This is a genomic window from Pseudoduganella namucuonensis (genome assembly GCF_900116645.1).
Lineage (GTDB): Bacteria > Pseudomonadota > Gammaproteobacteria > Burkholderiales > Burkholderiaceae_D > Rugamonas > Rugamonas namucuonensis.
Genome location: NZ_FPBO01000002.1, coordinates 313965 through 337742, shown reverse-complemented (window position 1 = coordinate 337742; position 23778 = coordinate 313965). Strand labels below are relative to the sequence as shown.

Here is a 23778-nt window from a genome sequence, read left to right as displayed (position 1 = left end):
ATCCTCGATCAGGGCTGGTACGAGTTCCGCCGCCAGCTCGCTTACAAGCTGGCGTGGCGCGGCGGCATATTGGTGGCGGTGTCGCCGCGCGACACAAGCCGGACCTGTCCGGGCTGCGGCCATGTATCGGCCGACAACCGGCCCACGCAAGCGGTGTTCGCGTGCGTGTCGTGCGGTTATTCGCGGCATGCCGACCTGGTCGGCGCGATCAACATCCTCAGGGCGGGACACGCCCGATGCGCCTATGAAGTGAGCGACGCGGCAAGGTCGCCAGCAGTAGGAACCCGCCGAAGCGGCTCGAACCGGCTCGATCGGTGACAGCGCCGTAGGAATCCTCCCCTTTCCGCGTCGGCGGCAACCGAAGGTTGAGGGGGCGGAGGATGTCAACGTCGGGCCCAGGGCGTCAAGCTTGGGGCTTCCTTGTTGCAAGACGCCGTCAACCGCGCTTTGATGGTTGCGCGAAACGCGGGTGTCCGGGCCCTGCTGGTGCATGCGCTTCACGACCGTGCCAAGGAATTCTACGAGCATTATGGTTTTCAACAGTCGCCACAACATCCGATGACCCTGATGCTGCGTTTGAGCACCGTGACGGCGTGACGGGCTTGCGCATTGAGAAACTTTAAATATTCGACGAAAACCCTTTGCTACAAAGTGTAATAGCTGTTCGACGTGGCGCTGGGGCGGATCGGCGCGGCGCTTGAGCGTCTGATGGTCGTGACCGTGCCTTGGCTTCCCGCAAAGGCCTGACCAGACTCAACTGATATGAGATGTGGCGGTGCCAGGAGTGTTCGCCGTCGTGGATTGTACCGCCAGGCGCAGCCCCATTGCCTTGAGGATAGCAGAGAGGCTACTCAGGACTGGATTGCCGTCGGGCGAGAGTGTGCGGTAAAGTTGTGTCGCGCTCAGGTGGGCGGTGCTGGCGACGGCCTGTACGCCACCAAACGCTTTCGTCATTTGCCGCAAGGCGATCAGAAGCTCGCTTTGATCGCCGTCCTCAAGAATGTTGTTGAGCAATTGCACTGCGTAGCCCGGATCTTCCCGCAGCAGCTCTGCCATTGCCTTGTCGTGTGATCTATCTTTCATCGCATCTCCTTTGCAAACTAGACAGGCATCATTGCCATCGGTCGTCAAATAATGTCGGATTTCATATATGGCAATATTCGTTTATAAACGAATTCGTGTCAAGGTTCGTGCGAGCGCGGGGCATGGGGCATATGGAAGAAGTCACCCTTCCATCGCCGCCTGAAGGCCCGTGTTTTCCGAACAGGTCTGATAAAAGGCTAAAAAATACCTATCATTGATAGGTACTATTGGGTGGTATATACTTCGAATAGCTATTGAAAAGGAGATTCAAATGCCATCCACCGCCAAGCTTTTCACCACCGGACGCAGCCAGGCGGTGCGGCTGCCAAGGGAGTTCCGGTTTCAGGGAACGGAAGTCTTCATTCGGCGCAACCCGGAGACGGGCGAGGTTGTGCTATCGCCTAAGCCAACATCGTGGCACGAGTTTTTCGAACTAGCCGACCGCACCGACATCCCGGCCGACTTCATGAGTGACCGCGAAGACCCGCCGGCCGAAGAGAGGAACCTGTTTTGAGCCGTTTCATGCTGGACACGAACATGGCTAGTTATGTCATCAAGGGGCGTCCGCCGGAGGTTCGTCAACGATTGGTCGCGCTGCCAATGGAAAGCGTTGTTGTCTCGGTTGTCACGCAAGCCGAACTGCTTTATGGCTTGGCCCGCAAGGGGCACCCAGCGGCCTTTGCAAATCTCATACGCGAGTTTTTGCTCCGCGTTGAGGTGTTGCCTTGGGATGGGGAAGCTGCAACCGTTTACGGCGATTTGCGATCATCGTGCGCCGCGTCCGGCATCACGCTAGGCGCACTCGATATGATGATTGCCGCGCACGCGGTGGCTGCTAAAGCGACTCTCGTAACGCACGACCAGGCCTTCTCCCTTGTTCCTCATGGTGTCCTCGCGGTCGAGGACTGGGTCGGTGCCGCCGCTCTCAAGTAGCCACACCGTTGGCGGAATGCACGGTCTAACCCGCATATTTGAGAAACATTGAATATCCGACAAAAACCCTTTGCTACAAAGTGTAACGTTCATGCGGCCTCAAGGGCATATCGCGGAGAATGTGATAGCTGTCACGGAAACTTATCCTGTGAGCAGGATAATGGCCGAAAAGGGGAACACCATGCTACGTCAACTACTCGCCGTGGCCGGCTTCGCGCTGGCCGCCCACACCGTTCAGGCCGCCGAGGCGGGCCGGATCATCTATGTCGCCGGCTCGGCGCAGGTGGCCGACCGCGCCGCCACGCTGAACGCGCCGGTGCAGGAGGGCGAGATGCTGGTGACCGGCAAGGATGGCTTCATTTACATCAAGACGGCCGACGACGGCCTGTTCATCCTGCGGCCCTCGACCAAGGCGCGCATCGCCGCCTACTATATAGATAAGCAGAATCCGGCGAACACCCGCATCAAGCTCGAACTGCTGAGCGGCGTGGCCCGCAGCAAGTCCGGCGAGGCGGTCAAGCTGGCGCGCCAGAACTTTCGCTTCAACACGCCGGTGGCGGCGATCGGCGTGCGCGGCACCGACTTCACCGTGTTCACCGACCAGGACACCTCGCGCGTGACGGTGCTGACCGGCGGCATCACCATCAGCGGCTTCGACGGCGCCTGCCGGCCCGAGGGCGGCGGTCCCTGCGAGGGCGCCGCCGCGCGCGAGCTGTTCGCGACGCAAAAGGGCCAGCTGTTGCAGATCCGCCGTGGCCAGCCCGCGCCGCAGATGCTGCCCGAAACCAATGCCGTGTCGCCCGACGCCGTCGCGCCGCCACGTCCGGACGAACCGGGCAAATCGCCGGCCACCACGCTGTTGCCGCCGCCGCAGGCGCCCAGCCTGGACGCGCAGAAAACCAACACGCTGAAGCAGCAGCTCGGCAGCAACCAGGAGCCCGGCGATGGCGGCAATGTCGTCACGCCCGAACAGCCAGGCGTGCCGACCGACCCCATCGTGACCGTGCCGCCGGTGACCGAAACCGGTCCGCTGCCGACCGAGCCGACCAAGCCGGTCGATCCCAAGCCCGCCGATCCCGTCAAGGTCGTGCCCGATCGCGGCATCGTGTGGGGACGCTGGCAGCCGGTGCTGGACCAGGCCGCCGCGGTTGATCTGGTGGCCGAGCTGAACAAGGGCTCCGAGCTGGTCGCGCAGAACTCCTACTACGCCTTGTTCCGCACCCAGGGCAAGGAATACCTGGTGCCGGAGCGCGGCGGGGTCAGTTTCGAGCTGAGCGGCGGCAGCGCCGTCATCCGCGATGACAACACGGCCATCGCCAACCGTTTGGCCAGCGTGGAGAACGGCGTGCTGAAGTTCAACTTCGACAACCGCACCTTCGCCACCAACTTCGACCTGGTCAACCAGAGCGAGCGCCTGCTGATGCAATCGACCGGCAAGGTCTCGTCCGACGGCCGCTTCGTGGGCGATCCCTTGTACGTCCAGCCCAACAACATGTCGGTGAGCGGCTTCATCAGCCTGGAAAACAGCGGCACGGCGGCCTACCTGTTCGACAGCCGCCTGTCTGGCGGACGCACCGTGTACGGCGCCACCAGCTGGAACAAGCCGAAATAGCCGTTGGCAACCGGCCGCAGCGCGCGCCAAGCAACTCCATGCAACCCAGGCTACTCCCGTAGGGCGGACTCTTAGTCCGCCATGCATGCAGTCCCGGCAACCATCCATCGGCCACCCCATCGGCCCACGACTGCCTTCCCCCATCCAGCCCGGATCTCAGCGGTGTGCCGCTGACATCCGGGCTGTTGTATTGTTCCCACTGCTCAGTAAAATTTCTTGCGCGGCGCTGCTGATGCGGTCTTACAACAGCGCCTGACGGCGAAATTACAATTGCTTACGAATTTCCAGCGACATCCGCCGAACGACGCCGTCAGATCAAAGATAGACGTTTTGAAAACATATTTTGGCTGTAAACGATGCTTGTTCCACCATGAAAAACAGGGCTGTAGCCCCGTAAACATGGGCTTTCCGGGTGGTCCGGTGGGAATCCTTGCATTGGGCGCAATCTTCCAAGATAATGACCCGCCGTATTAGTGTTAGTTGAATAAGTAACCACTATTCAGAGGATATTGCTCATTTTTGTGACGACCGTCACATTAAGCGCCCAGTACCTTCTGACATTATTCGGTACGTTAGATTGCAGTAGCCACCGCGTGACCTGCAAGTAACTTTATTAATTTTCCCTTAGGAGCAATACAAATGGGTATTTACGCTACTGATCTGCAAAAGCTTTACGTTGCATACTTCAACCGTCCTGCTGACCCAGTCGGTCAACAGTACTGGGAGAAGCTGCTCGAAGCTGGCCAGACGACTCTCGCCGCGGTGGCTAAGAACTTCGGTATCTCGAAAGAGTACACCGACCTGTTCGCTGGTCAAACCGACGCGCAGAAGATCAACACGATCTACGTGAACCTGTTCGGCCACAACGCCGACACCGCCGGCCTGCTGTACTGGGCTGACGTGCTGACCTCCGGTCGCGCAACCATCGACGTCATCGTGACCAACATCGCTGCCGGTGCCCAAGGCACCGACACCGTTGCTTACAACTCGAAAGTGTCCGCCGCTTCCGCGTTCACCGCCAAAGTGCTGACCACCGACGGTGGCGTGGCCGCCTACAACGGCGCCACTGCCAACGCCGTTGCCAAAGCGTACATCACCAGCGTGACCGATCCGGTTACCCTGGCCGCTGCCACCACCGACGCCGCCCTGGCCGCGACGATCACCAACGTTGGCACCGCTTCCGACCCACTGCTGGCCGCTTCGGTTGCCGCTCAAGCCGCTGTGACCGCCGCCAACACTGATGCTGTCGCCAAAGTGGCAGCCGCTGCCGCCGCTGCCACCGCTGTGACTACTGCGGAAACTGCCGCCGCTGCTGCCGTCACCGCCGCCGCCGCGACCGATGCTGACGCATTGACGGTTACCAGCACCGCCTCCGCCGCTACCGCCGCTACCGCTGCTGAAGCCAAGACCACTGCCGACGCGAACGTTGCCACCCAGACCAAAGCCGTTGCTGATGCGTTGGCTGCTGGCGATCAGACCGCTTACATCGCCGCACAAGCAGCACTGGCAACCGCTAAATCGGTGCAGGAATTTGCTACCGCCAATGCCACCACGACCGCTACCAAAGCTGCAAGCGACAAGGCTGCCGCTGACGCCGCTGTTGCCGCTGACGCCGCTGTTGGCACCACCGCCACCGCGCTGACCACCGCTGTGACCGCCGCTGGTACTGCTGCTACTGCAGCCACCGCTGCTGCTGCTGCTGCCAAAGTTGCTGCTGACGCGTTCACCGCCGCTGCTGCAAAAACCACCAGCGTGACTACCGACGACGCCGCTGCTGCTGCTGCTGCAACCGTCGCAACCAAAGCTGTTGCTGATGCCGCCAACGCCAACGGCGTTGTGGCTGTGATCAACACCTCGGCTGAGTTCGCTACCAAAGCTGCGATCGCTGATGCTGACGCTGCCGCTGTTACCGCAGCCCACGCTGCCGCCGCAACCAAAATCGCTGCAGTGAACTCCGTGGCAACCGCAAACGAAGCGATCACCGCCGCCGCTGCTGAAGTTGAAGCTGCCGCTAAAGCGCAAGCTTCGGCTCAGGCTGAGTTGGAAATCGCTACCAAATACGACACCGCTGCTAAGCAAACCACCGTTACGACCGATGACAACGCTGGCGCCGCTGCGCTGACCGCCGCACAAGCTGACGTTGCCGCAGCCGCAGCCGCTGTAACTGCCGCTGCCGCTGCAAAAGCAGCCGCTGACCTGCTGCCAGCTAACTTCGTCGCGAAGACCTTCACCCTGACCACCGGCGTGGATCTGGGCGCAGCCTTCACCGGCGCCGCTGGTGAAGACGCTTTCAACGCTACCACCACCGCGACTTTCAACGCGCTGGACAGCCTGGACGGCGGCGCTGGCAACGACACCCTGACCGTTGCTGATAACGTCGGCGCTGTCGCCACTGCTGGCGTCAAAGTGGTTAACATTGAAACCGCTAACCTGTCGGCCAAGACCACTGTCACCGCCAACACCACCACCTGGACTGGCCTGACCACCCTGAACGTTGTTGGTACCGGCACGCAAGACATCACCGCTGCCACCACCACCACCGTGACCGCTTCGAACAGCGGCGCTAACACCATCGACATCGTCGGTGCTGGTGGCGTCGTCACCGCCGCGACTGGCGCTGGCACGGTCAAGATCGGTCAAACCGCTGTTGCCAACGCGATCACCTCCGCTGTAATCACCGGCGGCACCACGGTAGAGGTGCGTGACCGTTCGGGCTCTTCGGCTGCTACCGGCTCGACCCTGAAATCCGTGTCGATCGATGGCAACACCGGCACCGCTACCCTGACCGGTAACGGCATCACCGGCGTGACCATCGCCAACACCTCGTCGAACGTCGACATCGTTGCCGCTGCTGCTACCCGTACCGATGCCATCACGCTGAACACCGTGACCGGTGGCACCGTGGCCGACGCAACCGCGACGACCCTGAACGTGACCTTGGCTGGCTCCGCCGCTACTACCGGCGTAACCATCTCCGGCGCTGCTGCGACCTCCGTGAGCGTAGCCAACACCAGCACCAAAGCCGCTACCATCGCTGCGCTGACCACTGGCGTTGCCAAGGCTGTTGCTCTGTCGGGCACCGCTGCCATCACCATCACTGGCGATACCCTGGACGCTGCCGCTGTTATCACCAGCACCAACTCCAGCGGCGTAACCCTGTCCCAGGCCCTGACGGCTGGCCAGCAATTCGTTGGTACCGGCTCGTCCGGCGCTGACACCATCTCGATCGCTACGGCTACGACCGTTGCCGACACGACTGGTGCTGGTGACGATATGGTTACCGTTGGTGGCGCGTTTGGCACCGGTGGCTCCGTTGATGCTGGCGCTGGTACCGACACCCTGTCGCTGACCGAAGCTCTGGCCGCCAACGACAGCCTGTCCGCTAACAGCACCTTCGCTGGCAAGATCAGCAACTTCGAGCGTCTGAGCCTGAACACGGTGACCGGTTCGAAAACTGTTGACCTGAACCAACTGGATGCGATCAACTATGTGACCACCACCGCAGCGACCGCACTGGTGCTGGACAACATGGCCGCCAACGGCACCGTTGTTCTGACCGCTGCGACCAACACTGTGACGGTTAACGAAGTCAGCGCTACGACGAACACGAACGACGTGCTGAATGTCGTCGTTACTCAGACCGCTGACACCGCTTTCGGCACCGTGACCGCCTCCAACGTGGAATCGCTGAACATCACGTCGACCGACAGCAACTCGACCGTCGCTGGTACCACCGACCACACCCTGACGGTTGTTGACACTGCCGCCAAGGCGATCGTTGTCACCGGCAATGCCCACCTGACGCTGACTCAGGCAAGCACCGCTCTGACCTCGATCAGCGCTGCTGGCATGACTGTGACTTCGGCTACCACTGCCGCAAATACCGCTGGCTTGAACTTCGTGAGCGGCAACCTGGGCCAAGCAGCAACCGCTACCGGTTCCGCTGGTGTTGATTCGCTGGACTTCTCCGCTGTCGCAACTTCCAAAGCCATCACCATCAATGGTGGCCTGGGCGGTACCGCTGGTTCTGCTGGCGATACGCTGATTGGCGGTGCAGGTGCTGACGTGATCACCTTCTCGGGTCTGGGTAACGCAACGCTGACGGGCAATGCTGGTTCCGATACCATTACCGGCTCGACTGGCGCCGACACCATCTGGGGTGGCGCAGCAGCTGACAGCCTGATCGGTGGCGGTGGTAACGACACCTTCAAGTACACGCTGGTGTCCGACTCCGCTCCTGGCGCGTTCGACACCATCACCGACTTCTCGGCGAAGACTGCTAGCGCAGCCGGCGATGTGATTCAATTCGCAGCCGCTATGTTCGGCGGTACCGCAACGACCGTTAATGTGTTCGTTGCTAACAGCGGCTCGCTGGCTCTGGCAGCACTGAGCGCTGCAACCCATACCGCGAACGAAATCATCGTGTCCCTGGACTCCTCGACCGGCACTCTGTACGTAGACGGTACTGGCGTTACTGCTGGCACGCCTGACGGCACCGCCGACCTGGCAATCGTGCTGACCGGTGTGACCACGCTGACCTCCAGCGCATTCACCATCGTTTAATGGTGTTCTCCTGACGGCCGCCGCAGTATGCGGCCGTCAGGTAGGTTGCATGAAAAAAGCCCGAAATCGGTGACGATTTCGGGCTTTTTTCATGCGCGTCCGAACGTGTGTTGGAGTGGCCGCAGGTACGCTACAATCTGGCCGTGATTGTCTTCTATTTAACTTTGACGGAGTGGTGACATGGGTTGGACTTCAGGATATATATCGGACATTGAATACACAGCGGGCTTTTACCAGGAGCAAAGCCCGGTGCTGCTAAATTATGTTTGTGCGCTGAATGGTGTTGAACCGGCGGTAACGGACTCGTTCTGCTATTTTGAGCTGGGTTTTGGACGCGGCCTGACGGTCAATCTGCTGGCTGCATCGAACCCGAACGGTCAGTTCTACGCCGCCGACTTCAATCCATCGCATGTGGCGGACGCGCGCGTGCTGGCCGCCGCCGCAGAACTGCCCAATGTGACGCTGCTGGAGAACAGCTTCGCGGATCTGGCGCAAGGCGCCGCTGACCTGCCGCAGTTCGATTACATTACGCTGCACGGCATTTATACCTGGGTCACGACGGAGAACCGCCAGCACATAGTCAATTTCATCGCCCGCTACTTGAAGCCGGGTGGCGTGGTATACGTCAGCTATAACGCGATGCCGGGCTGGACCGCCAGCCTGCCACTGCAGCGGCTGCTGGTGGAGTACGGTGACATCTTCCCCAACCGCAGTGATCTGCAAGTCACGGATGCGGCCGCTTTCGTCCAGAAGCTGGTCGACATTCAGGCAGGATATTTCGCGGCCGGTCCCGCCGCCTTGAAGGTTCGGCTGGACGGGTTGAAGACGCACAGCCGCAACTACCTCGTGCATGAGTACATGCACAAGCACTGGCAACCCTTGTATCATGCCGATGTGGCGCGCGACTTCGACGAGGCCAAGCTCGAATTCGCCGGCTCCGCCGAATTGCCGCTGGCTTACAACAAGCTTTACCTGACCGAAGAGAAGCTAGCGCTGATCAACTCGATTCCCGATCCAGTGATGCGCGAGACGCTGAAGGACTACATCCTGAACACGGGTTTCCGCAAGGATGTGTTCGTGCGCGGCGCGCGGCGCATGGGGGCGGTGCGCCGCATCGAGGTGCTGGGCCGATTCGGTGTGGCGCTGACCGTACCGCGCGACGCATTGGATAATAAGATGAAACTGGTGGTGGGGGAGGTGACTGTTGGTGCCGATATCTTCACAATAGTTTGCGATGCGCTGGCTCGCAAACCATATACCCTGCGCGAGTTGGAGGTGCTGCCGGCACTTGCCGGGAGACCGTTCGAGGACATTGTTCAAGTGGCGACGCTGCTGACAGCCTCCAAGCAAGGTATCATCTACATGGATTCCTATGCCGGTCAGTCGGTTGACGCTGCGCATCGCATGAATGCCGCAGTGTCGGCCTACACGCGCTATGACGATGAATTCAATACTCTGTGCTCGCCGCTGTCGGGTAACGGTTTTGTTGTGCCGTACGTCGCCCGGCTTGTGTACTGGTTGATGAGCAAGCAGCGGGTCGAGGCTGATGCCACTGCATTGGCGACCGCAGGCTGGCCCATCATGGCAGCACAAGGGAGGCGCATGATGAAGGACGGGGTCAGGCTGGAGTCGGATCAAGAGAATCTGGCCGAACTGCGCCAGCACATTGGGGCCATACTAGAGGAGCAGTTGCCATTGTGGCGCAAACTGAATATGCTGTAAGGCTGGACCGGGCGGATCCCCCCCCCCCCGCGGCCGCCTTTGTTACCTATTGATACAATAAGTTCTTTTCCCCGCCCTCAATAAAATGTGATGTGCGTCACATTTTCTCTTCGTTTTCGGCGATAATGTCACGTCTTTGATTATTCGTGGTGCGTGTGCATCACTTGGTCGCATGGGCATCGCCGTCGCAGTGGCGCGCCGCCGTACTTGCGTCATCTAGCCGTATCAAGCAGCCTATCCACATGAAAAAACTACTGAATCCGAAAAACGAAATTGAGCAGGTGCTGCTCAAGTTTAAGAGCACGTTTTATACGGTTGGCGCGTTCAGCGCGATCATCAACCTGATGATGCTGGCGCCGTCGATCTACATGCTGCAGGTGTATGACCGCGTGCTGCAGAGCCAGAACGAGATCACGCTGCTGATGTTGACCTTGATGATACTGGGCGCCTATCTGCTGATGGGGGCGCTGGAGCTGATACGTAGTTTCGTGCTGGTGCGCGTCGGCGCCCAGTTCGACATGGAATTGAACCGCCGCGTCTACACCGCCGCGTTCGAGCAGAACTTGAAACGCGCTGGCGGCAATGCCGGCCAGTCGTTGTCGGATCTGACAAACCTGCGCCAGTTTTTGACCGGCAATGCGCTGTTTGCCTTCTTCGACGCGCCATGGTTCCCGGTCTACCTGATCGTCATTTTCTTCTTCGAACCGTCTCTGGGCTGGTTCTCGCTGGGCGGAACCGTGCTGCTGGTGATTCTTGCTTATGTCAACGAACGCGTCACCCATAAGCCCCTGGCCGAAGCCAATTCGATGGCGATCGGTTCCAATACCCTGGCCACCAACAACCTGCGTAACGCCGAGGTGATCGAATCCATGGGCATGCTGCCCAATCTGATGGGCCGCTGGTTCAAGTTGCACGGTAAGTTCCTGCATCTGCAAGCGGAAGCGAGCGAAAAGGCCGGCATGGTGGGAGCGCTGACCAAGTTTGTGCAGGTGTCGCTGCAATCGCTGGTTCTGGGCTTTGGCGCCTTGCTCGTGCTCGAGCAAAAGATTACCCCCGGCATGATGATCGCCGCATCCATTCTGGTGGGCCGCGCCCTGGCGCCGGTGCAGCAAGTGATCGGTGTTTGGAAAAGCTGGGCGAGCACCCGCAGTTCGTACGAGCGCCTGAGTGCCTTGCTGGAGCTGAATCCCGTCCGCGAGGCGAGCATGGAGCTGCCCAAGCCGCAAGGCAAGCTGGCGGTGGAAAGCGTGATCGCGGCGCCACCAGGCGCGAAGGCCGCGCTGCTGAAAAACCTGAACTTCGCCATCAACCCGGGCGACGTGCTGGGCGTGATCGGCCCGTCCGGCTCCGGCAAGTCGACTTTGGCCCGTTTGCTGGTGGGCGTATGGCCCGCGCAAAGCGGCAAGGTGCGCCTGGACGGCGCCGATATCTTCCAGTGGAACAAAGCGGAACTGGGCCCCAACATCGGCTACCTGCCGCAGGATATCGAATTGTTCGCCGGCACCATCAGCGAAAACATCTCGCGCTTCGGGGAACTCGATCCAGAGAAGGTCGTGTTGGCGGCCAAGCGCGCCGGCGTGCACGACATGATCCTGCACATGCCAAGCGGCTACGACACCATATTGGGCGACGGCGGTGCCGGCCTGTCCGGCGGCCAGCGCCAGCGCCTGGGCTTGGCGCGAGCAATGTACGGCGACCCTTCGCTGATCGTGCTCGACGAACCGAACTCGAATCTGGACGACGTGGGTGAGCAGGCACTGCTGCAGGCCATTGCCGATCTGCGTCAGCATGGCAAGACGATTGTGCTGATTACCCACCGCACCTCCGCCATTGGCGCGACCAACAAGCTGCTGTTGCTGCGCGACGGGCAGGCTGAAATGTTCGGGCCTAGCGATCAAGTATTGGCGGCGTTGCAGCAAAACAGCCAAAAGGCGATCGCCCAGCAGCAAGCGCAACAACAGGCCCAGCAGCAGGCGCAGTTGCAGGCGCAGGCCGCCGCGCAGCAACAGGCCGCCCAGCAAGCGGCGCAGCAGGCCGCGGCCTTGCAAGCCTCCGCCCAGGCGGCGCAGGACGGCAAGGCGACCACGGAATAGGATAGAAGATGAAACTGATCGATACGAAAGCATTGGCGACCGACGTCGTCACGCGTGATGTCACCCCTGCCACCGTCAACACGGACGCGCGCGCCTATGCCCGCCTGGGCTGGTTTATTGTGTTGGCGGGCGTGGTGGGTTTCCTGCTGTGGGCGTCGTTCGCGCCGCTGGACAAGGGCGTGCCGATGCAGGGCAACGTGGCGAAGGAAGGCAACCGCAAGGCGGTGCAGCACCTCACGGGCGGCACGGTGGATGAGATCCTGGTCAAGGACGGCGACGTGGTCAAGAAGGGCCAGATCCTGGTCAAGATGAACTCGGTGCAGGTGACGGCGCAATCGGACATCACCAAGGTCCAGTTGCTGTCCGCAATGGCGGCCGAGGCGCGCCTGATGGCGGAGCGCGACGGCAAGAGCGCCCCGGACTTCAAGGAGGTGCGGGAGCGCTTCAAGGGCGACCCTCAGCTTGAGGAAAACATCGGCATGCAAACCCAGTTGTTCAATGCCCGCCAGTCCAGCCTGCGTAACGAGATGGGTGCGTTCGATGAAAGCGTCGCCGGCCTGAAGTTCCAGCTGACCTCGGCCCAGGCGGCGCGGGACAGCAAAAAGGAGCAGCTCGTCATCTTGAAGGAGCAGCTCGACAATCTGCGCGACCTGGCGAAAGACGGTTTCGTCGCCCGCAGCAGGCTGCTGGAAATGGAGCGCACCTATGTCCAGACCAGCGGCGGGATGGCCGAGGATGTGGGTAATATCGGCCGTATCCAGCGCCAGATGGCCGAACTGTCCTTGAAACGCTCGCAGCGCATGCAGGACTACCAGAAGGAAGTCCGCGGCCAGCTGGCCGACATGCAAAAGGAAGGCTCGGCGCTGGGCAGCCGCCTGAACGCCGAGAGCTACGCGGTGAGCAACGCCGAGGTGCGCGCGCCGGTCGACGGTGTGGTCATCGGCGTGGCCGTGTTCACGCGCGGCGGTGTGGTGCCGGCGGGCTTCAAGATGATGGACATCGTGCCGATGGATGACGCCCTGATCGTCGAAGGCCACCTCCCGGTCAACCTGGTGGACAAGGTGCATGTGGGCTTGCCGGTCGAGATTATGTTCTCGGCGTTCAACACCAATACCACGCCGCACATTCCGGGCACGGTCACCAAGGTGTCGGCCGACCGTCTGATGGACGAACGCACCGGCCAGCCATATTACACCGTCACCGCCAAGGTCACGCCGGAAGGCCAGAAGCTCATTCATAGCAAGAAGCTGGAAGTGCGTCCCGGTATGCCGGCCGACCTGTTCGTGAAGACCGGCGAACGCACGATGATGAGCTACATCCTGAAACCGCTGATCGACCGCGCCCACACGTCCATGTCGGAGGAATAATGCTGCAATCGCTGGTATCCAAACGCGGCCTGCTGGCCCAGGCGCTCGGCGCCGCCTTCCTGCTGCACAGCTCCGGCGCCTCGGCGCTGGGCCTGATGCAGGCCTACGAGGCGGCCCTGAAGAACGACCCGGTGTACCGCGCCGCCTTCTACAGCAACGAGGCCGGCAAGGAAAACCGGATACTGGGCCGCTCCAACCTGCTGCCCAGCCTGTCCGGCAGCTACAGCGGCAGCAAGAACCGGAGCGACATCAAGAACGGCGCCTTGCCGGAGACGCATCCGGAATACAACAGTAAATCGGCCGTGGTGCAGCTGCGCCAGACGCTGGTCAATTTCGACGCGCTGGCGCGCTACAAGCAAGGCGGCCTGCAGGCCGACTACAGCGCATCGATCTACATGAGCGAGCAGCAGCAGGTGGCGCTGCGCGTGGTGGGCGCCTACGTCGAGGTGCTGTTCAAGCAGGACCAGCTGGCCGTGGCCAAGTTCGAGCGCGACGCCTATGTCGAGCGCATGAAGGTCAACGACCGCATGTTCAGCAAGGGCGAGGGCACCCGCACCGACATGCTGGAGACCCGCGCCCGCCTGGACGTGGCCGAGGCCGCGCTGCTGGAGGCGCAGGACAACCTGGCCGCCACGCGCGCCACCTTGGCCGGCGTGATCGGCGGCGACCCGGGCGAGCTGGACCGCCTGACGCCGCAGTTCAGCCAGCGTCCGCTGGGCACGCAGAGTTTCGACGCCTGGAAGCGCCTGGCGATGGAGCGCAGCCACGAGATCCGCACCCGCCAGTTGGCCGTGGAGATCGGCCGCCAGGAGGTCAACAAGGCGAAGGCCGGCCACTATCCGCGCCTGGACTTCGTTGCGTCCTACAGCAAGAACACGTCCGAGTCGATCAACACCATCAACCAGGACTCGACCACCCGCAGCGTCGGCTTGCAGCTGAACGTGCCGCTGTACGCGGGCGGCTCCGTCAACGCGTCCACCCGGCAGGCGGTGGCCAACCGCGAAAAGGCGGCGGCCGAGCTGCAGGCGGAGATCGACAAATCCATGGTGGAGCTGCGCAAGGATTACGACCAGTTGATCAGCAGCGTGTCGCGCATCGAGGCGCTGGGCAAGGCGGTCGACTCCGGCAAGCTGCTGGTGACCGCCACCGAGCAGAGCATCAAGGGCGGCGTGCGCATCAACCTGGACTTGCTGGACGCCCAGCGCCAGCTGAGCGCCACCGAGCGCGACCTGGCGCAGGCGCGCTATTCCTACATCCTGGCCTACCTGAAGCTGCGCGCGGCCGCCGGCACGCTGGAGGCGCAAGACTTGCGCGAGATGGCGGCGTACTTCCGCTGATAGCACCATGGACGAGGTGGAAGAAGTCACCGTCGACGGTGTCAGCTACCGCGTGAGCGAGCTGAGCGCCGAGGCCCGGGAGCAGGTGAACAACCTGAAGTTCGTGGAGACCGAGATGGCCGCGCTCAATTCGAGGCTGGCGGTCTACACCACGGCGCGCAACGCCTACGAGCAGGCGCTGCGCGCTGCGTTGCCCCGTTCGATACAGTAGAAACAACAAAGCCCGGCACGCCGGGCTTTGTTTCGTCGTCGTCGCGCGGCGCGGTCAGGCGGCCGATTCCACCTGCGCGCAATGCGGGCAAGACTTCTCATACACATACAGCGGCGACAGCTGCTCGCGCGGCGTCACCACGGCGCGGCAGTTGAAGCACTGCACGGTCTCGGTCGGTTCCAGCTTCGGGTTCAGCGCGGTGCGGTAGTCGAACACGAAGCAGTCGCCCGTGTAGTGCGCGCCGCCCACTTCCTCGAAGTACTTCAGGATGCCGCCTTCCAGCTGGTAGACGTTGTCGTAGCCGATGTTTTGCATGTGGATGGCGGCCTTTTCGCAGCGGATGCCGCCGGTGCAGAAGGTGACCACGGTCTTGCCGTCGAAGTCGGCCTTGTGCGCCTCGATCACGGCGGGGAACTCGGTGAACTTGGCGATGCGGTAGTCGACCGTGTTGTCGAAGGTGCCGACGTCCACCTCGAAATCGTTGCGGGTGTCGACCATGACCACCGGCTTGCCGTTGTCGTCGTGACCCTGGTCCAGCCAGCGCTTGAGCGTGCGCGCCTCGACGAAGGGCGCGCGGCCCTCCTCGGGCTTGATCAGCGGCATGCGCATGGTGATGATCTCGCTCTTGATCTTCACCAGCATGCGCTTGTGCGATTGCTCGGCCGACAAGCTTTCCTTGACTTCGATATCGGCGAAGCGCGCGTCGCCGCGCAGCCAGGCCAGGTAGTCGTCGATGTTGGCGCGGGTGCCGGACAGGAACATGTTGATGCCCTCCGGCGTCAGCAGGATAGTGCCCTTCAGGGCCAGCCGCGCGCACACCTCCTGGAAGCGGGGGCGTTGTGTTTCCGTGTCGTCAAAAGTGATGAACTTGTAAGCGGCAATATTTACGTAGGGAGTAGCGGTGGACATGATGACTGAATGCGGTAAGATCCCTGCATTATAAAGCAGCAGCGGCGGCAACAGTATAATGGCGCCCCGCCGGCCACCAGAAAACGCATACCGATGAAGTCGCTGAACCTGCCCTACAACGCCCGTATCGACCAGTTGCGCTGGCTGGCCGCGACCATTGTCTTCCTGTTCCATTACTATCTCGCCTACCGCGAGCAGGGCGGGGCGCCGTTGGCCAGCAACTGGTTCGGACTGGTCACCGAAGGGCACACCGGCGTCGGCCTGTTCTTCGCGCTGTCCGGCTTCCTGTTCATGCAAATCGCGCGGCACCAGCACCAGATCAGCTACCGCGACTTCATGCGCAACCGCTGCCTGCGCATCCTGCCGCTGTTCCTCACCATCTTCATGCTGGCCACGGCCATCGGGCGCGACAAGTTCGCGCCGCAGGACATCCTGTACCTGCTGTCGACCAACCTGGGCCTGGCGCCCACCTCGTACACGCCCGTCACCGGCGCTGCCTGGAGCATCTCGGTGGAATTCACGTTCTACCTGGTGTTCCCCTTCCTGGCCAGGTTCACGCTGGAGCAGGGGCCGCGCTACCTGCTCAAGCTGCTGGCCCTGATGGTGTTCTTCAAGCTGGCCGCCTTCCACGTCAACGAGAAGAGCACGCTGATGTACTTCAGCACGCTGGTGGGGCGTTTCGACCAGTTCCTGATCGGCATGCTGGCCGCGCTGCTGTACGCGCGTCACGCGGACGCGCTGCGGCGCCACGCCGCGTGGCTGGCGCCGCTGGCGCTGCTGCTGGCCGTGTTCAACAGCGCGCTGCAAAGCAAGTACGGCAAGTTCGACCCGTCCAGCCATTCGGTGTTCTGGATCTGGTGGTCGATGCTGGAGGCGGCCGGCTGGAGTTGCGTGATCATGGCTTGGGTGGCGTTCGACAAGCGGCTGCCCGCGTGGCTGGAGCGCGCCCTGGACCATGGCGGCAAGATCAGCTTCTCCTTCTACTTATTGCACATGGCTATGATCCACCTGCTGGCGCGCTTCGTCGGGTTGCCGGCGCTGACCGGCGACCGCGCGCTGGACGCGCTGCTGTGTTTCCCGGTGGTGTATGGCGCCACCTGGGCCGTCTCCGCGCTCAGCTACAGCGCCATCGAGGAACCGTTCCTGCGCCTGCGCCGGAGCTACGGCGCCGCCAAGCCCGGCGTCCAGTTGGTCAGCGACGCCGCCTAAAAAGGGGGCAGATTCCGTAAAAAGGGGTCAGGTTCCGTATTCCTTAGTTTGTAACCACAGGTTGCGAAAGCTGTTTGACATGGCGCAGCATCCCGCAGTGAGGCAAGCCTATGCTGAGGGCATGCCACGCAGACCACGCTCCCACCTAGCAGACATGCCGCTGCACATAGTGCAGCGGGGTCACAATCGCCGCCAGTGCTTTTTCAGCGACACGGACTATCGCGCGTATCGGCATTTCCTTGCGCAAGCTTTGGAAGAGAGCCAGTGCAAGTTGCACTCCTATGTGTTGATGGGGAACCATGTGCATCTACTGGCGACGCCTGCGCAGGCGGACGGTCCATCCCGCCTGATGATGAGTTTGGGCCGCAGTTTTGTGCGCTATATGAATAAGGTGCATGGCCGCACAGGCACGTTGTGGGATGGACGATACAAATCGTCACTGGTCGACTCGGAGGTATATTTGCTGAACTGCCAACGTTATATCGAACGCAATCCGGTGACGGCGGGAATGGTTGAGAGCCCCGCCGACTATATCTGGAGCAGCTATCGCGCCAACGCTTTTGGCGAGCATGATGCTTTGCTGACACCGCATGCCAGCCTCCTGCACTTGTGCCCTACGGATGGACGGCGGCACGACGCCTATATCGCGCAGTTCCAAGACGCTCTGCCGCCGGAGATGCTCGAGCACATCCGTCGCGCGCTCAGGCAAGGCAGTCCCTTCGGAAGCGAGGCTTTTGTTGAGGAGGTAACGCGCCGGCTTGGGCGTCCTTTCGCGGCGCTCCGGCGAGGACGCCCGAGCAGGACGTAGCCCGACTCCCTTGCGGGCTGGACACCGCTGCCCGGAGCGGGTCCCATTAATTGAACCTGACCCCTTTTTTCGAACCCGCCCCCTTTTTGATTAATTGAACCTGACCCCTTTTTCGGGGCGGTCAACGCGCCCGGGCGGGGTAAAATAGCGGGATATTTCCTTCCCCAAGAGCAGTTGAATGAGCATAGTAGCAAGCGAACAAGCCGGCCCGTCCTTCGTCCACCTGCGGGTGCACTCGGAATACTCCATCGTCGACGGCCTGGTGCGCATCGACGACCTGGTCAAGGCCGCCGCCAAGGACCAGCAGGCCGCGCTGTGCGTGTCCGACCTGGGCAACCTGTTCGGCATGGTCAAGTTCTACAAGACCGCGCGCGGCAAGGGCATCAAGCCGGTGGTCGGCTGCGAGGTGTGGATCACCAACGACGACAACCGCGAAAAGCCCGGCCGCCTGCTGCTGCTGGCCAAGAACCGCATGGGTTACCTGCAGCTGTGCGAGCTGCTGTCGACCGCCTGGCTCACCAACCAGTACAAGGGCCGCGCCGAAATCCGCACCGAGTGGCTGGCCGAACGCGCCAACCAGACCTATGACCTGCTGCCGGGCGAACGCACCGACAACGGCCTGATCGCGCTGTCCGGCGCCGGCTTCGGCGACGTCGGCGCCGCCATCGACAACGGCAACCTGGAACTGGCCGAGCGCCACGCGCGCAAGTGGGCCGCCATCTTCCCCGGCCATTTCTACATCGAGATCCAGCGCGCCGGCCAGCCCAACCAGGAGGCGCAGGTGCGCCACTCGGTGGCCTTGGCGGCCAAGCTGGGCCTGCCCGTGGTGGCCACCCATCCGGTGCAGTTCATGTCGCCGGACGAGTTCATCGCCCACGAGGCGCGCATCTGCATCGCCGAGGGCGAGATGATCGCCAACGCCAAGCGGGTGCGCCGCTTCAACGAGCAGATGCGCTTCCTGACGCAGGCCGAAATGGGCGAGCTGTTCGCCGACCTGCCGGCCGCGCTGCAAAACTCGGTGGAGATCGCCAAGCGCTGCAACCTCACGCTCACCCTGGGCAAGCCGCAGCTGCCGAACTTCCCGACCCCGCCCGGCATGACCATCGACGAGTTCCTGGTGGCCGAGTCGAAAAAGGGCCTGGAGGCCCGCCTGGAACACCTGTACCCGGATCCCGTGAAACGCGAGCAGGAGCGTCCCCGCTACGAGGCGCGCCTGAAGTTCGAGACGGACACCATCTGCAACATGAAGTTCCCCGGCTACTTCCTGATCGTGGCGGAGTTCATCCAGTGGGCCAAGGAGAACGGCGTGCCGGTCGGACCGGGCCGGGGCTCGGGCGCGGGCTCGCTGGTGGCCTACGCGCTGCTGATCACCGACCTGGACCCGCTGAAGTACAACCTGCTGTTCGAGCGTTTCCTGAACCCCGAGCGGGTTTCGATGCCCGACTTCGACATCGACTTCTGCCAGGAGGGCCGCGACCGCGTCATCCAGCACGTGAAGGATTTGTACGGCAAGGAGGCGGTCTCGCAGATCGCCACCTTCGGCACCATGGCGGCCAAGGGCGCGATCCGCGACGTCGGCCGCGTGCTCGATTTCAGCTACACCTTCTGCGACGGTGTGTCGAAGCTGATCCCGTTCAAGCCGGGCAAGCCGGTGACGATCGCCGACGCGATCGAAGAGGAGCCGATGCTCAAGGAGCGCCTGGAGAACGAGGACGAGGTCAAGCAGCTGCTGGACCTGGCCCAGCAGGTGGAGGGCATCACCCGCAACATCGGCATGCACGCCGGCGGCGTGCTGATCGCCCCCGGCAAGCTGACCGACTTCTGCCCGCTGTACACGCAGGGCGGCGACGGCGGCGTGGTGTCGCAGTACGACAAGGACGACGTGGAGGCCGTGGGCCTGGTGAAGTTCGACTTCCTGGGCCTGACCACGCTGACGATTCTCGACCGCGCGGTCAACTACATCAAGGACCTCGATCCGAAAGAGGCCGGGTTCGACCTGGCCAAGCTGCCGCTCAACGACCGCCCGTCCTACGAGCTGCTGACCAAGGCGAAAACCGTGGCCGTGTTCCAGCTGGAGTCGCGCGGCATGCAGGGCATGCTGAAGGACGCGCGCCCCGACCGCTTCGAGGACATCATCGCGCTGGTGGCGCTGTACCGTCCGGGCCCGATGGACCTGATCCCGGACTTCTGCAAGCGCAAGCACGGCGAGCGCTTCGACTATCCCGATCCCCGCACCGAGACCATCCTGTCCGAGACCTACGGCATCATGGTGTACCAGGAGCAGGTGATGCAGATGGCGCAGATCGTCGGCGGCTATTCGCTGGGCGGCGCGGACATGCTGCGCCGCGCGATGGGCAAGAAGAAGGCCGAGGAGATGGCGGAGCACCGCGAGATCTTCCGCGCCGGCGCCGCCAAGGATGGCCTCACCACCGAGAAGGCCGACGAGATCTTCGACTTGATGGAGAAGTTCGCCGGCTACGGCTTCAACAAGTCGCACGCCGCCGCCTACGCGCTGCTGTCCTACCACACGGCCTACCTGAAGGCGCACCACCCGGCCGCGTTCATGGCGGCCAACATGTCGCTGGCCATGGACGACACCGAGAAGGTCAAGATCCTGGTCGAGGATTCGATCGAGATCTGCGGCCTGACCATCCTGCCGCCGGACGTCAACAAGTCGGCCTATCGCTTCCGGCCGGACGGCGAGGCGCCGTCCGTCACCGGCAAGAAGGTCACGCAGATCCGCTACGGCCTGGGCGGCGTCAAGGGCGCCGGCCAGAACGCGATCGAGGCCATCATCGCCGCGCGCGAGTCGGGCGGGCCGTTCACCAGCTTGTTCGACTTCTGCATGCGGGTCGACAAGAAGCAGATCAACCGCCGCACCATCGAGGCACTGATCAAGAGCGGCGCCTTCGACTGCCTGCAAATCGACCGCGCCATCCTGCTGGCCACCGTGAGCTTCGCCATGGAATGCGCGGACCAGGCGGCCAAGGCGGCCAACCAGGTCAGCCTGTTCGGCGGCGACGACAGCGACCTGGTGGCCCCGCCCGAGTACGTGAAGGCGGCGCCGTTCACCGACCGCCAGAAGCTGGCCGAGGAAAAAACCGCCCTGGGCTTTTATCTGTCCGGCCACATGTTCGATTCCTACGCGCCGGAGGCGCGCCGCTTCGCGCGCACCAAGCTGGCCGACCTGGAGCCGTCGCGCGAGCCGCGCATGCTGTGCGGCGTGATCACCGGCATCCGCCCGCAGATGACGCAGCGCGGCAAGCTTTACATCCTGACCCTGGACGACAAGAGCGCCGTGGTGGAGGTCACCGTGTACAGCGAGTTGTTCGACGAGAACAAGCGCATGTTCAAGGAGGACGAGTTCCTGGCCGTGGTCGGCAAGGTGTCGGAGGACCGCTTCTCGGGCGGCCTGCGCATCTCCGCCGAGAAGGCTTACGACATCATCGCCGCGCGCAGCCACTTCGGCCGCCAGATGGGCTGGTCGCTGCCGGACTCGGTGGCGTCGTCCAAACTGCAGGAGGTGCTGGCGCCGTACCGCGACGCGGCCGGGCTGCCGGTGGCGATGCGGGTCAAGCCGCAGGGCGTCGATTGCGTGTTGCAGCTGGGCGACGAGTGGCGCGTGGCGCCGTCCGACGCGCTGAAGATCTCGCTGGAGCAGGTGCTGGGCGCGCGCGAGGTGGCGGTCGAGTATTAATGTGAACTGTTAAGCTTCGTCCATTGACATTGCATTGATGGCGGGAAATACTGAGGGTTCCCGTCCTCTCAGCAGTTCAGTGCACACCGCCATGGCAACCATCTCCGACGTCAGCACCGCCCCCCTTTCTGGCCAGAATTACATCGACGCGCTGCTCAACACGTCGCCGCAATGGAATTACCTTACGCCGGCCGGCAACACCATCCGCTACACGTTTTCGACGACGGGCCATCCGTCGGATCCCGACATCCTGAGCACGCCGCTGGCCTTCAGCGCCGCCCAGCAGGCCGCCACGCGGACGGCGATGGCCTACCTGTCGCAAGTCACCGGCATCAATTTCGTCGAGACCAGCAACGCCAGCCTGGCCCAGGTGCACCTGGCCAACGCCAATATCGACGGCGCCAACACGGCCGGCATCTGCATGTCGTCGTCGGAGTACGGTTTCCTGCAGGGCAGCCAGACCATCACCAGTTACGAGGCCTCGTCGTATATCTATCTGGACAACGTCGAGTGGGGCACGGAGAACGCCAACCCGACGCCGGGCGGGCAGGGCTATGAAACGCTGCTGCACGAGCTGGGCCACATGCTGGGCCTGGGCCACCCCTTCGACGGCGACATCCGCCTGCCGACCGCGACCGACAACACCAACTACACCATCATGTCCTACACCCACGTGGGCGCCGACCGCTCCACGTTCAGCGAGTACGACATCGCGGCGCTGAAGTGGCTGTACGGCGAGGACGGCCTGGGCGGCGCGCTGGGGATAGGCTCGGCCACGGGCGCGCGCTACCTGGCCGGCACCGGTGTGGCGGACCAGCTGACGGGCACCGCCTTCAACGACATGCTGGAGGGCTCGGGCGGCAACGACATCCTGAACGGCGGCGCCGGCACCGACACCGCCCGCTACAGCGGCGCGCGCGCCGCCTACGCGGTGGCGCAGCTGGGCATCGGCAGCTGGAGCGTCACCGGCGCCGAGGGCACGGACACGCTGAGCAACATCGAACTGCTGCGCTTCAGCGACACCACGCTCACCCTGAACAACGTCGACACCACGGCGCCGGCCGCGCCCACCCTGGTCGTCACCAAGGAGGGCACGGCGGCGGCCAGCGGCAACCGGCCGGTGTTCAGCGGCGTGACGGAGGCGGGCGCCCAGGTCGAGGTGTTCAACGGCGCCACCAGCCTGGGCACGGCCGCCGCCAACGCCAGCGGCGCCTGGAGCCTGACGCCGGTGGCGCTGGCCAATGGCGCGTACAGCGTGACGGCGCGCGCCACCGACGCGGCCGGCAACGCGTCCGCGGCCTCGGCGGCGCAGTCGCTCACCGTGTCCAGCGCGCGCAACCTCGGCGGCACCACCGGCACGGACACCTTCACGGCCAGCGCCGGCAACAACCATATCGACGGCGGCGCCGGCACCGACACCGTGGTCTACGGCGGCGCGCGCGCCGATTTCACCATCGTCAAAAGCGGCGCCGGCTACACGGTGACCGACAATGTCGGCGCCGGCGGCACGGACGTGCTGCTGGCGGACGAGCGCATCCGTTTCAGCGACAAGACGGTGGGGATCGATATCGACGGCGTCGGCGGCCAGGCCTACCGCATCTACCAGGCGGCCTTCGACCGCACGCCGGACCAGGCCGGGCTGGGCTATTGGATCAAGGCCATGGACCAGGGGACGAGCTTGCGCGACGTGGCCGCCAGCTTCGTGGCCGGCGCGGAATTCGCGGCGCTGTACGGCGGCAGCAATCCCAGCAACCTGACCTTTGTGACCAAGCTGTACAACAACGTGCTGCACCGCGCGCCGGAACTGGACGGGCTGAACTACTGGCTGGGCATCCTCGACAACAACCAGCTGGGCAAGGCCGAGGTGCTGGCGTATTTCAGCGAGGGGGCGGAAAACCAGGCGCTGGTGATCGGCAGCATCACCAACGGCTTCGAGTACATCCCGTTCGCGGGCTGACCGCGGGGCCGCCTACATGTCCTTCAGGCCGGTGATGGCGTAGCCCTTGTCGCCGATCTGTTCCAGCGGCCGCTCGATATGGAAGTCGGGCAGGGCGCTGGCGGTCTCGTCGACCTCGAACGCCATCGCGTCGGGTTCCCAGTCGGTGTTGATGGCTTCCTGCGGGATTTCCTGTCCCTCCGGCACGGCCAGATAGGAAAATATGCCATCGTGCTCAGCTCGTCGGTAGATATCAAGGCGCATCATGTTTCCTCCAGATAGTGGAATAAGCGGGCTT

The 23778-nt window shown here is 62.9% G+C and carries 18 protein-coding genes; 15 read left to right on the top strand and 3 right to left on the bottom strand.

Going from position 1 to position 23778, the window contains the following annotated elements; all coding sequences use genetic code 11:
• Together BM436_RS03445 and BM436_RS03440 are read left to right on the top strand one after the other, a co-directional pair.
• On the top strand, window positions 1–318 hold a 318-nt coding region (locus tag BM436_RS03445), incomplete at its 5' end, for an RNA-guided endonuclease InsQ/TnpB family protein (RefSeq protein ID WP_143132948.1).
• A gap of 102 nt (window positions 319–420) precedes the next feature.
• Complete coding sequence (locus tag BM436_RS03440; RefSeq protein ID WP_229488856.1) at window positions 421–597, top strand: GNAT family N-acetyltransferase; 177 nt, start codon at window positions 421–423, stop codon at window positions 595–597.
• Between the two features lie 156 nt (window positions 598–753).
• On the opposite strand, the gene BM436_RS03435 is transcribed toward BM436_RS03440, so the two are convergent.
• On the bottom strand, window positions 754–1083 hold the full coding sequence (locus BM436_RS03435) for a helix-turn-helix domain-containing transcriptional regulator (RefSeq protein WP_093553496.1): 330 nt from the start codon (window positions 1081–1083) through the stop codon (window positions 754–756).
• A gap of 271 nt (window positions 1084–1354) precedes the next feature.
• Between BM436_RS03435 and BM436_RS03430 the strand changes: the two genes are divergently transcribed.
• From BM436_RS03430 to BM436_RS03390, 9 genes are all read left to right on the top strand, one after another.
• Entirely contained in the window at window positions 1355–1597 is a 243-nt protein-coding gene (locus BM436_RS03430) for an antitoxin (RefSeq protein WP_093553495.1), read from the top strand.
• Window positions 1598–1605: 8 nt separating this feature from the next.
• Entirely contained in the window at window positions 1606–2016 is a 411-nt protein-coding gene (locus BM436_RS03425) for a type II toxin-antitoxin system VapC family toxin (RefSeq protein WP_093553493.1), read from the top strand.
• Window positions 2017–2197: 181 nt separating this feature from the next.
• Window positions 2198–3628: a FecR domain-containing protein gene (locus BM436_RS03420; RefSeq protein ID WP_093553726.1), complete on the top strand. Its 1431-nt coding sequence runs from the start codon at window positions 2198–2200 to the stop codon at window positions 3626–3628.
• 639 nt (window positions 3629–4267) lie between these two features.
• Complete coding sequence (locus BM436_RS38310; protein WP_093553491.1) at window positions 4268–8191, top strand: DUF4214 domain-containing protein; 3924 nt, start codon at window positions 4268–4270, stop codon at window positions 8189–8191.
• Between the two features lie 180 nt (window positions 8192–8371).
• Entirely contained in the window at window positions 8372–9913 is a 1542-nt protein-coding gene (locus tag BM436_RS03410) for a class I SAM-dependent methyltransferase (RefSeq protein WP_093553489.1), read from the top strand.
• Window positions 9914–10155: 242 nt separating this feature from the next.
• Window positions 10156–12006, top strand: coding sequence for a type I secretion system permease/ATPase (locus BM436_RS03405; protein WP_093553487.1), 1851 nt, complete (start codon window positions 10156–10158; stop codon window positions 12004–12006).
• Window positions 12007–12014: 8 nt separating this feature from the next.
• Window positions 12015–13373 carry an HlyD family type I secretion periplasmic adaptor subunit gene (locus BM436_RS03400; RefSeq protein ID WP_093553485.1) on the top strand — a complete coding sequence of 453 codons (1359 nt, stop codon included), beginning with the start codon at window positions 12015–12017 and terminating at the stop codon, window positions 13371–13373.
• Window positions 13373–14710, top strand: coding sequence for a TolC family outer membrane protein (locus tag BM436_RS03395; protein WP_093553483.1), 1338 nt, complete (start codon window positions 13373–13375; stop codon window positions 14708–14710). Before BM436_RS03400 ends, BM436_RS03395 begins: the two co-directional genes overlap by 1 nt.
• A gap of 7 nt (window positions 14711–14717) precedes the next feature.
• The gene (locus tag BM436_RS03390) at window positions 14718–14921 is read left to right on the top strand and encodes a DUF6447 family protein (protein ID WP_093553481.1); all 204 of its coding nucleotides are present in this window, start codon (window positions 14718–14720) and stop codon (window positions 14919–14921) included.
• 54 nt (window positions 14922–14975) lie between these two features.
• Here the strand turns inward: BM436_RS03390 and BM436_RS03385 are convergent, their stop codons facing one another.
• A complete protein-coding gene (locus tag BM436_RS03385) occupies window positions 14976–15830 on the bottom strand; it encodes a sulfurtransferase (RefSeq protein WP_093553479.1) in 855 nt (284 codons plus the stop codon).
• A 93-nt stretch (window positions 15831–15923) separates the two neighbouring features.
• Between BM436_RS03385 and BM436_RS03380 the strand changes: the two genes are divergently transcribed.
• The 4 genes from BM436_RS03380 to BM436_RS03365 all read left to right on the top strand — a co-directional run bounded on the left by BM436_RS03380 (window position 15924) and on the right by BM436_RS03365 (window position 23501).
• Complete coding sequence (locus BM436_RS03380; protein ID WP_093553477.1) at window positions 15924–17039, top strand: acyltransferase family protein; 1116 nt, start codon at window positions 15924–15926, stop codon at window positions 17037–17039.
• 154 nt (window positions 17040–17193) lie between these two features.
• Window positions 17194–17847: a transposase gene (locus tag BM436_RS03375; protein ID WP_229488854.1), complete on the top strand. Its 654-nt coding sequence runs from the start codon at window positions 17194–17196 to the stop codon at window positions 17845–17847.
• A 178-nt stretch (window positions 17848–18025) separates the two neighbouring features.
• Window positions 18026–21544, top strand: a complete 3519-nt coding sequence (dnaE, locus tag BM436_RS03370; protein WP_093553473.1) for a DNA polymerase III subunit alpha — start codon at window positions 18026–18028, stop codon at window positions 21542–21544.
• Window positions 21545–21635: 91 nt separating this feature from the next.
• A complete protein-coding gene (locus BM436_RS03365; RefSeq protein WP_177306918.1) occupies window positions 21636–23501 on the top strand; it encodes a DUF4214 domain-containing protein in 1866 nt (621 codons plus the stop codon).
• Between the two features lie 12 nt (window positions 23502–23513).
• Here the strand turns inward: BM436_RS03365 and BM436_RS03360 are convergent, their stop codons facing one another.
• The gene (locus BM436_RS03360) at window positions 23514–23744 is read right to left on the bottom strand and encodes a DUF6139 family protein (protein ID WP_093553724.1); all 231 of its coding nucleotides are present in this window, start codon (window positions 23742–23744) and stop codon (window positions 23514–23516) included.
• Between the last annotated feature and the right edge of the window lie 34 nt (window positions 23745–23778).

Coding starts and splice junctions, on each gene's coding strand:
- BM436_RS03435 (WP_093553496.1), bottom strand. CDS start 1,083: ATGAAAGATAGATCACACGACAAGGCAATGGCAGAGCTGCTGCGGGAA.
- BM436_RS03430 (WP_093553495.1), top strand. CDS start 1,355: ATGCCATCCACCGCCAAGCTTTTCACCACCGGACGCAGCCAGGCGGTG.
- BM436_RS03425 (WP_093553493.1), top strand. CDS start 1,606: ATGCTGGACACGAACATGGCTAGTTATGTCATCAAGGGGCGTCCGCCG.
- BM436_RS03420 (WP_093553726.1), top strand. CDS start 2,198: ATGCTACGTCAACTACTCGCCGTGGCCGGCTTCGCGCTGGCCGCCCAC.
- BM436_RS38310 (WP_093553491.1), top strand. CDS start 4,268: ATGGGTATTTACGCTACTGATCTGCAAAAGCTTTACGTTGCATACTTC.
- BM436_RS03410 (WP_093553489.1), top strand. CDS start 8,372: ATGGGTTGGACTTCAGGATATATATCGGACATTGAATACACAGCGGGC.
- BM436_RS03405 (WP_093553487.1), top strand. CDS start 10,156: ATGAAAAAACTACTGAATCCGAAAAACGAAATTGAGCAGGTGCTGCTC.
- BM436_RS03400 (WP_093553485.1), top strand. CDS start 12,015: ATGAAACTGATCGATACGAAAGCATTGGCGACCGACGTCGTCACGCGT.
- BM436_RS03395 (WP_093553483.1), top strand. CDS start 13,373: ATGCTGCAATCGCTGGTATCCAAACGCGGCCTGCTGGCCCAGGCGCTC.
- BM436_RS03390 (WP_093553481.1), top strand. CDS start 14,718: ATGGACGAGGTGGAAGAAGTCACCGTCGACGGTGTCAGCTACCGCGTG.
- BM436_RS03385 (WP_093553479.1), bottom strand. CDS start 15,830: ATGTCCACCGCTACTCCCTACGTAAATATTGCCGCTTACAAGTTCATC.
- BM436_RS03380 (WP_093553477.1), top strand. CDS start 15,924: ATGAAGTCGCTGAACCTGCCCTACAACGCCCGTATCGACCAGTTGCGC.
- BM436_RS03375 (WP_229488854.1), top strand. CDS start 17,194: ATGCCGCTGCACATAGTGCAGCGGGGTCACAATCGCCGCCAGTGCTTT.
- dnaE (WP_093553473.1), top strand. CDS start 18,026: ATGAGCATAGTAGCAAGCGAACAAGCCGGCCCGTCCTTCGTCCACCTG.
- BM436_RS03365 (WP_177306918.1), top strand. CDS start 21,636: ATGGCAACCATCTCCGACGTCAGCACCGCCCCCCTTTCTGGCCAGAAT.
- BM436_RS03360 (WP_093553724.1), bottom strand. CDS start 23,744: ATGCGCCTTGATATCTACCGACGAGCTGAGCACGATGGCATATTTTCC.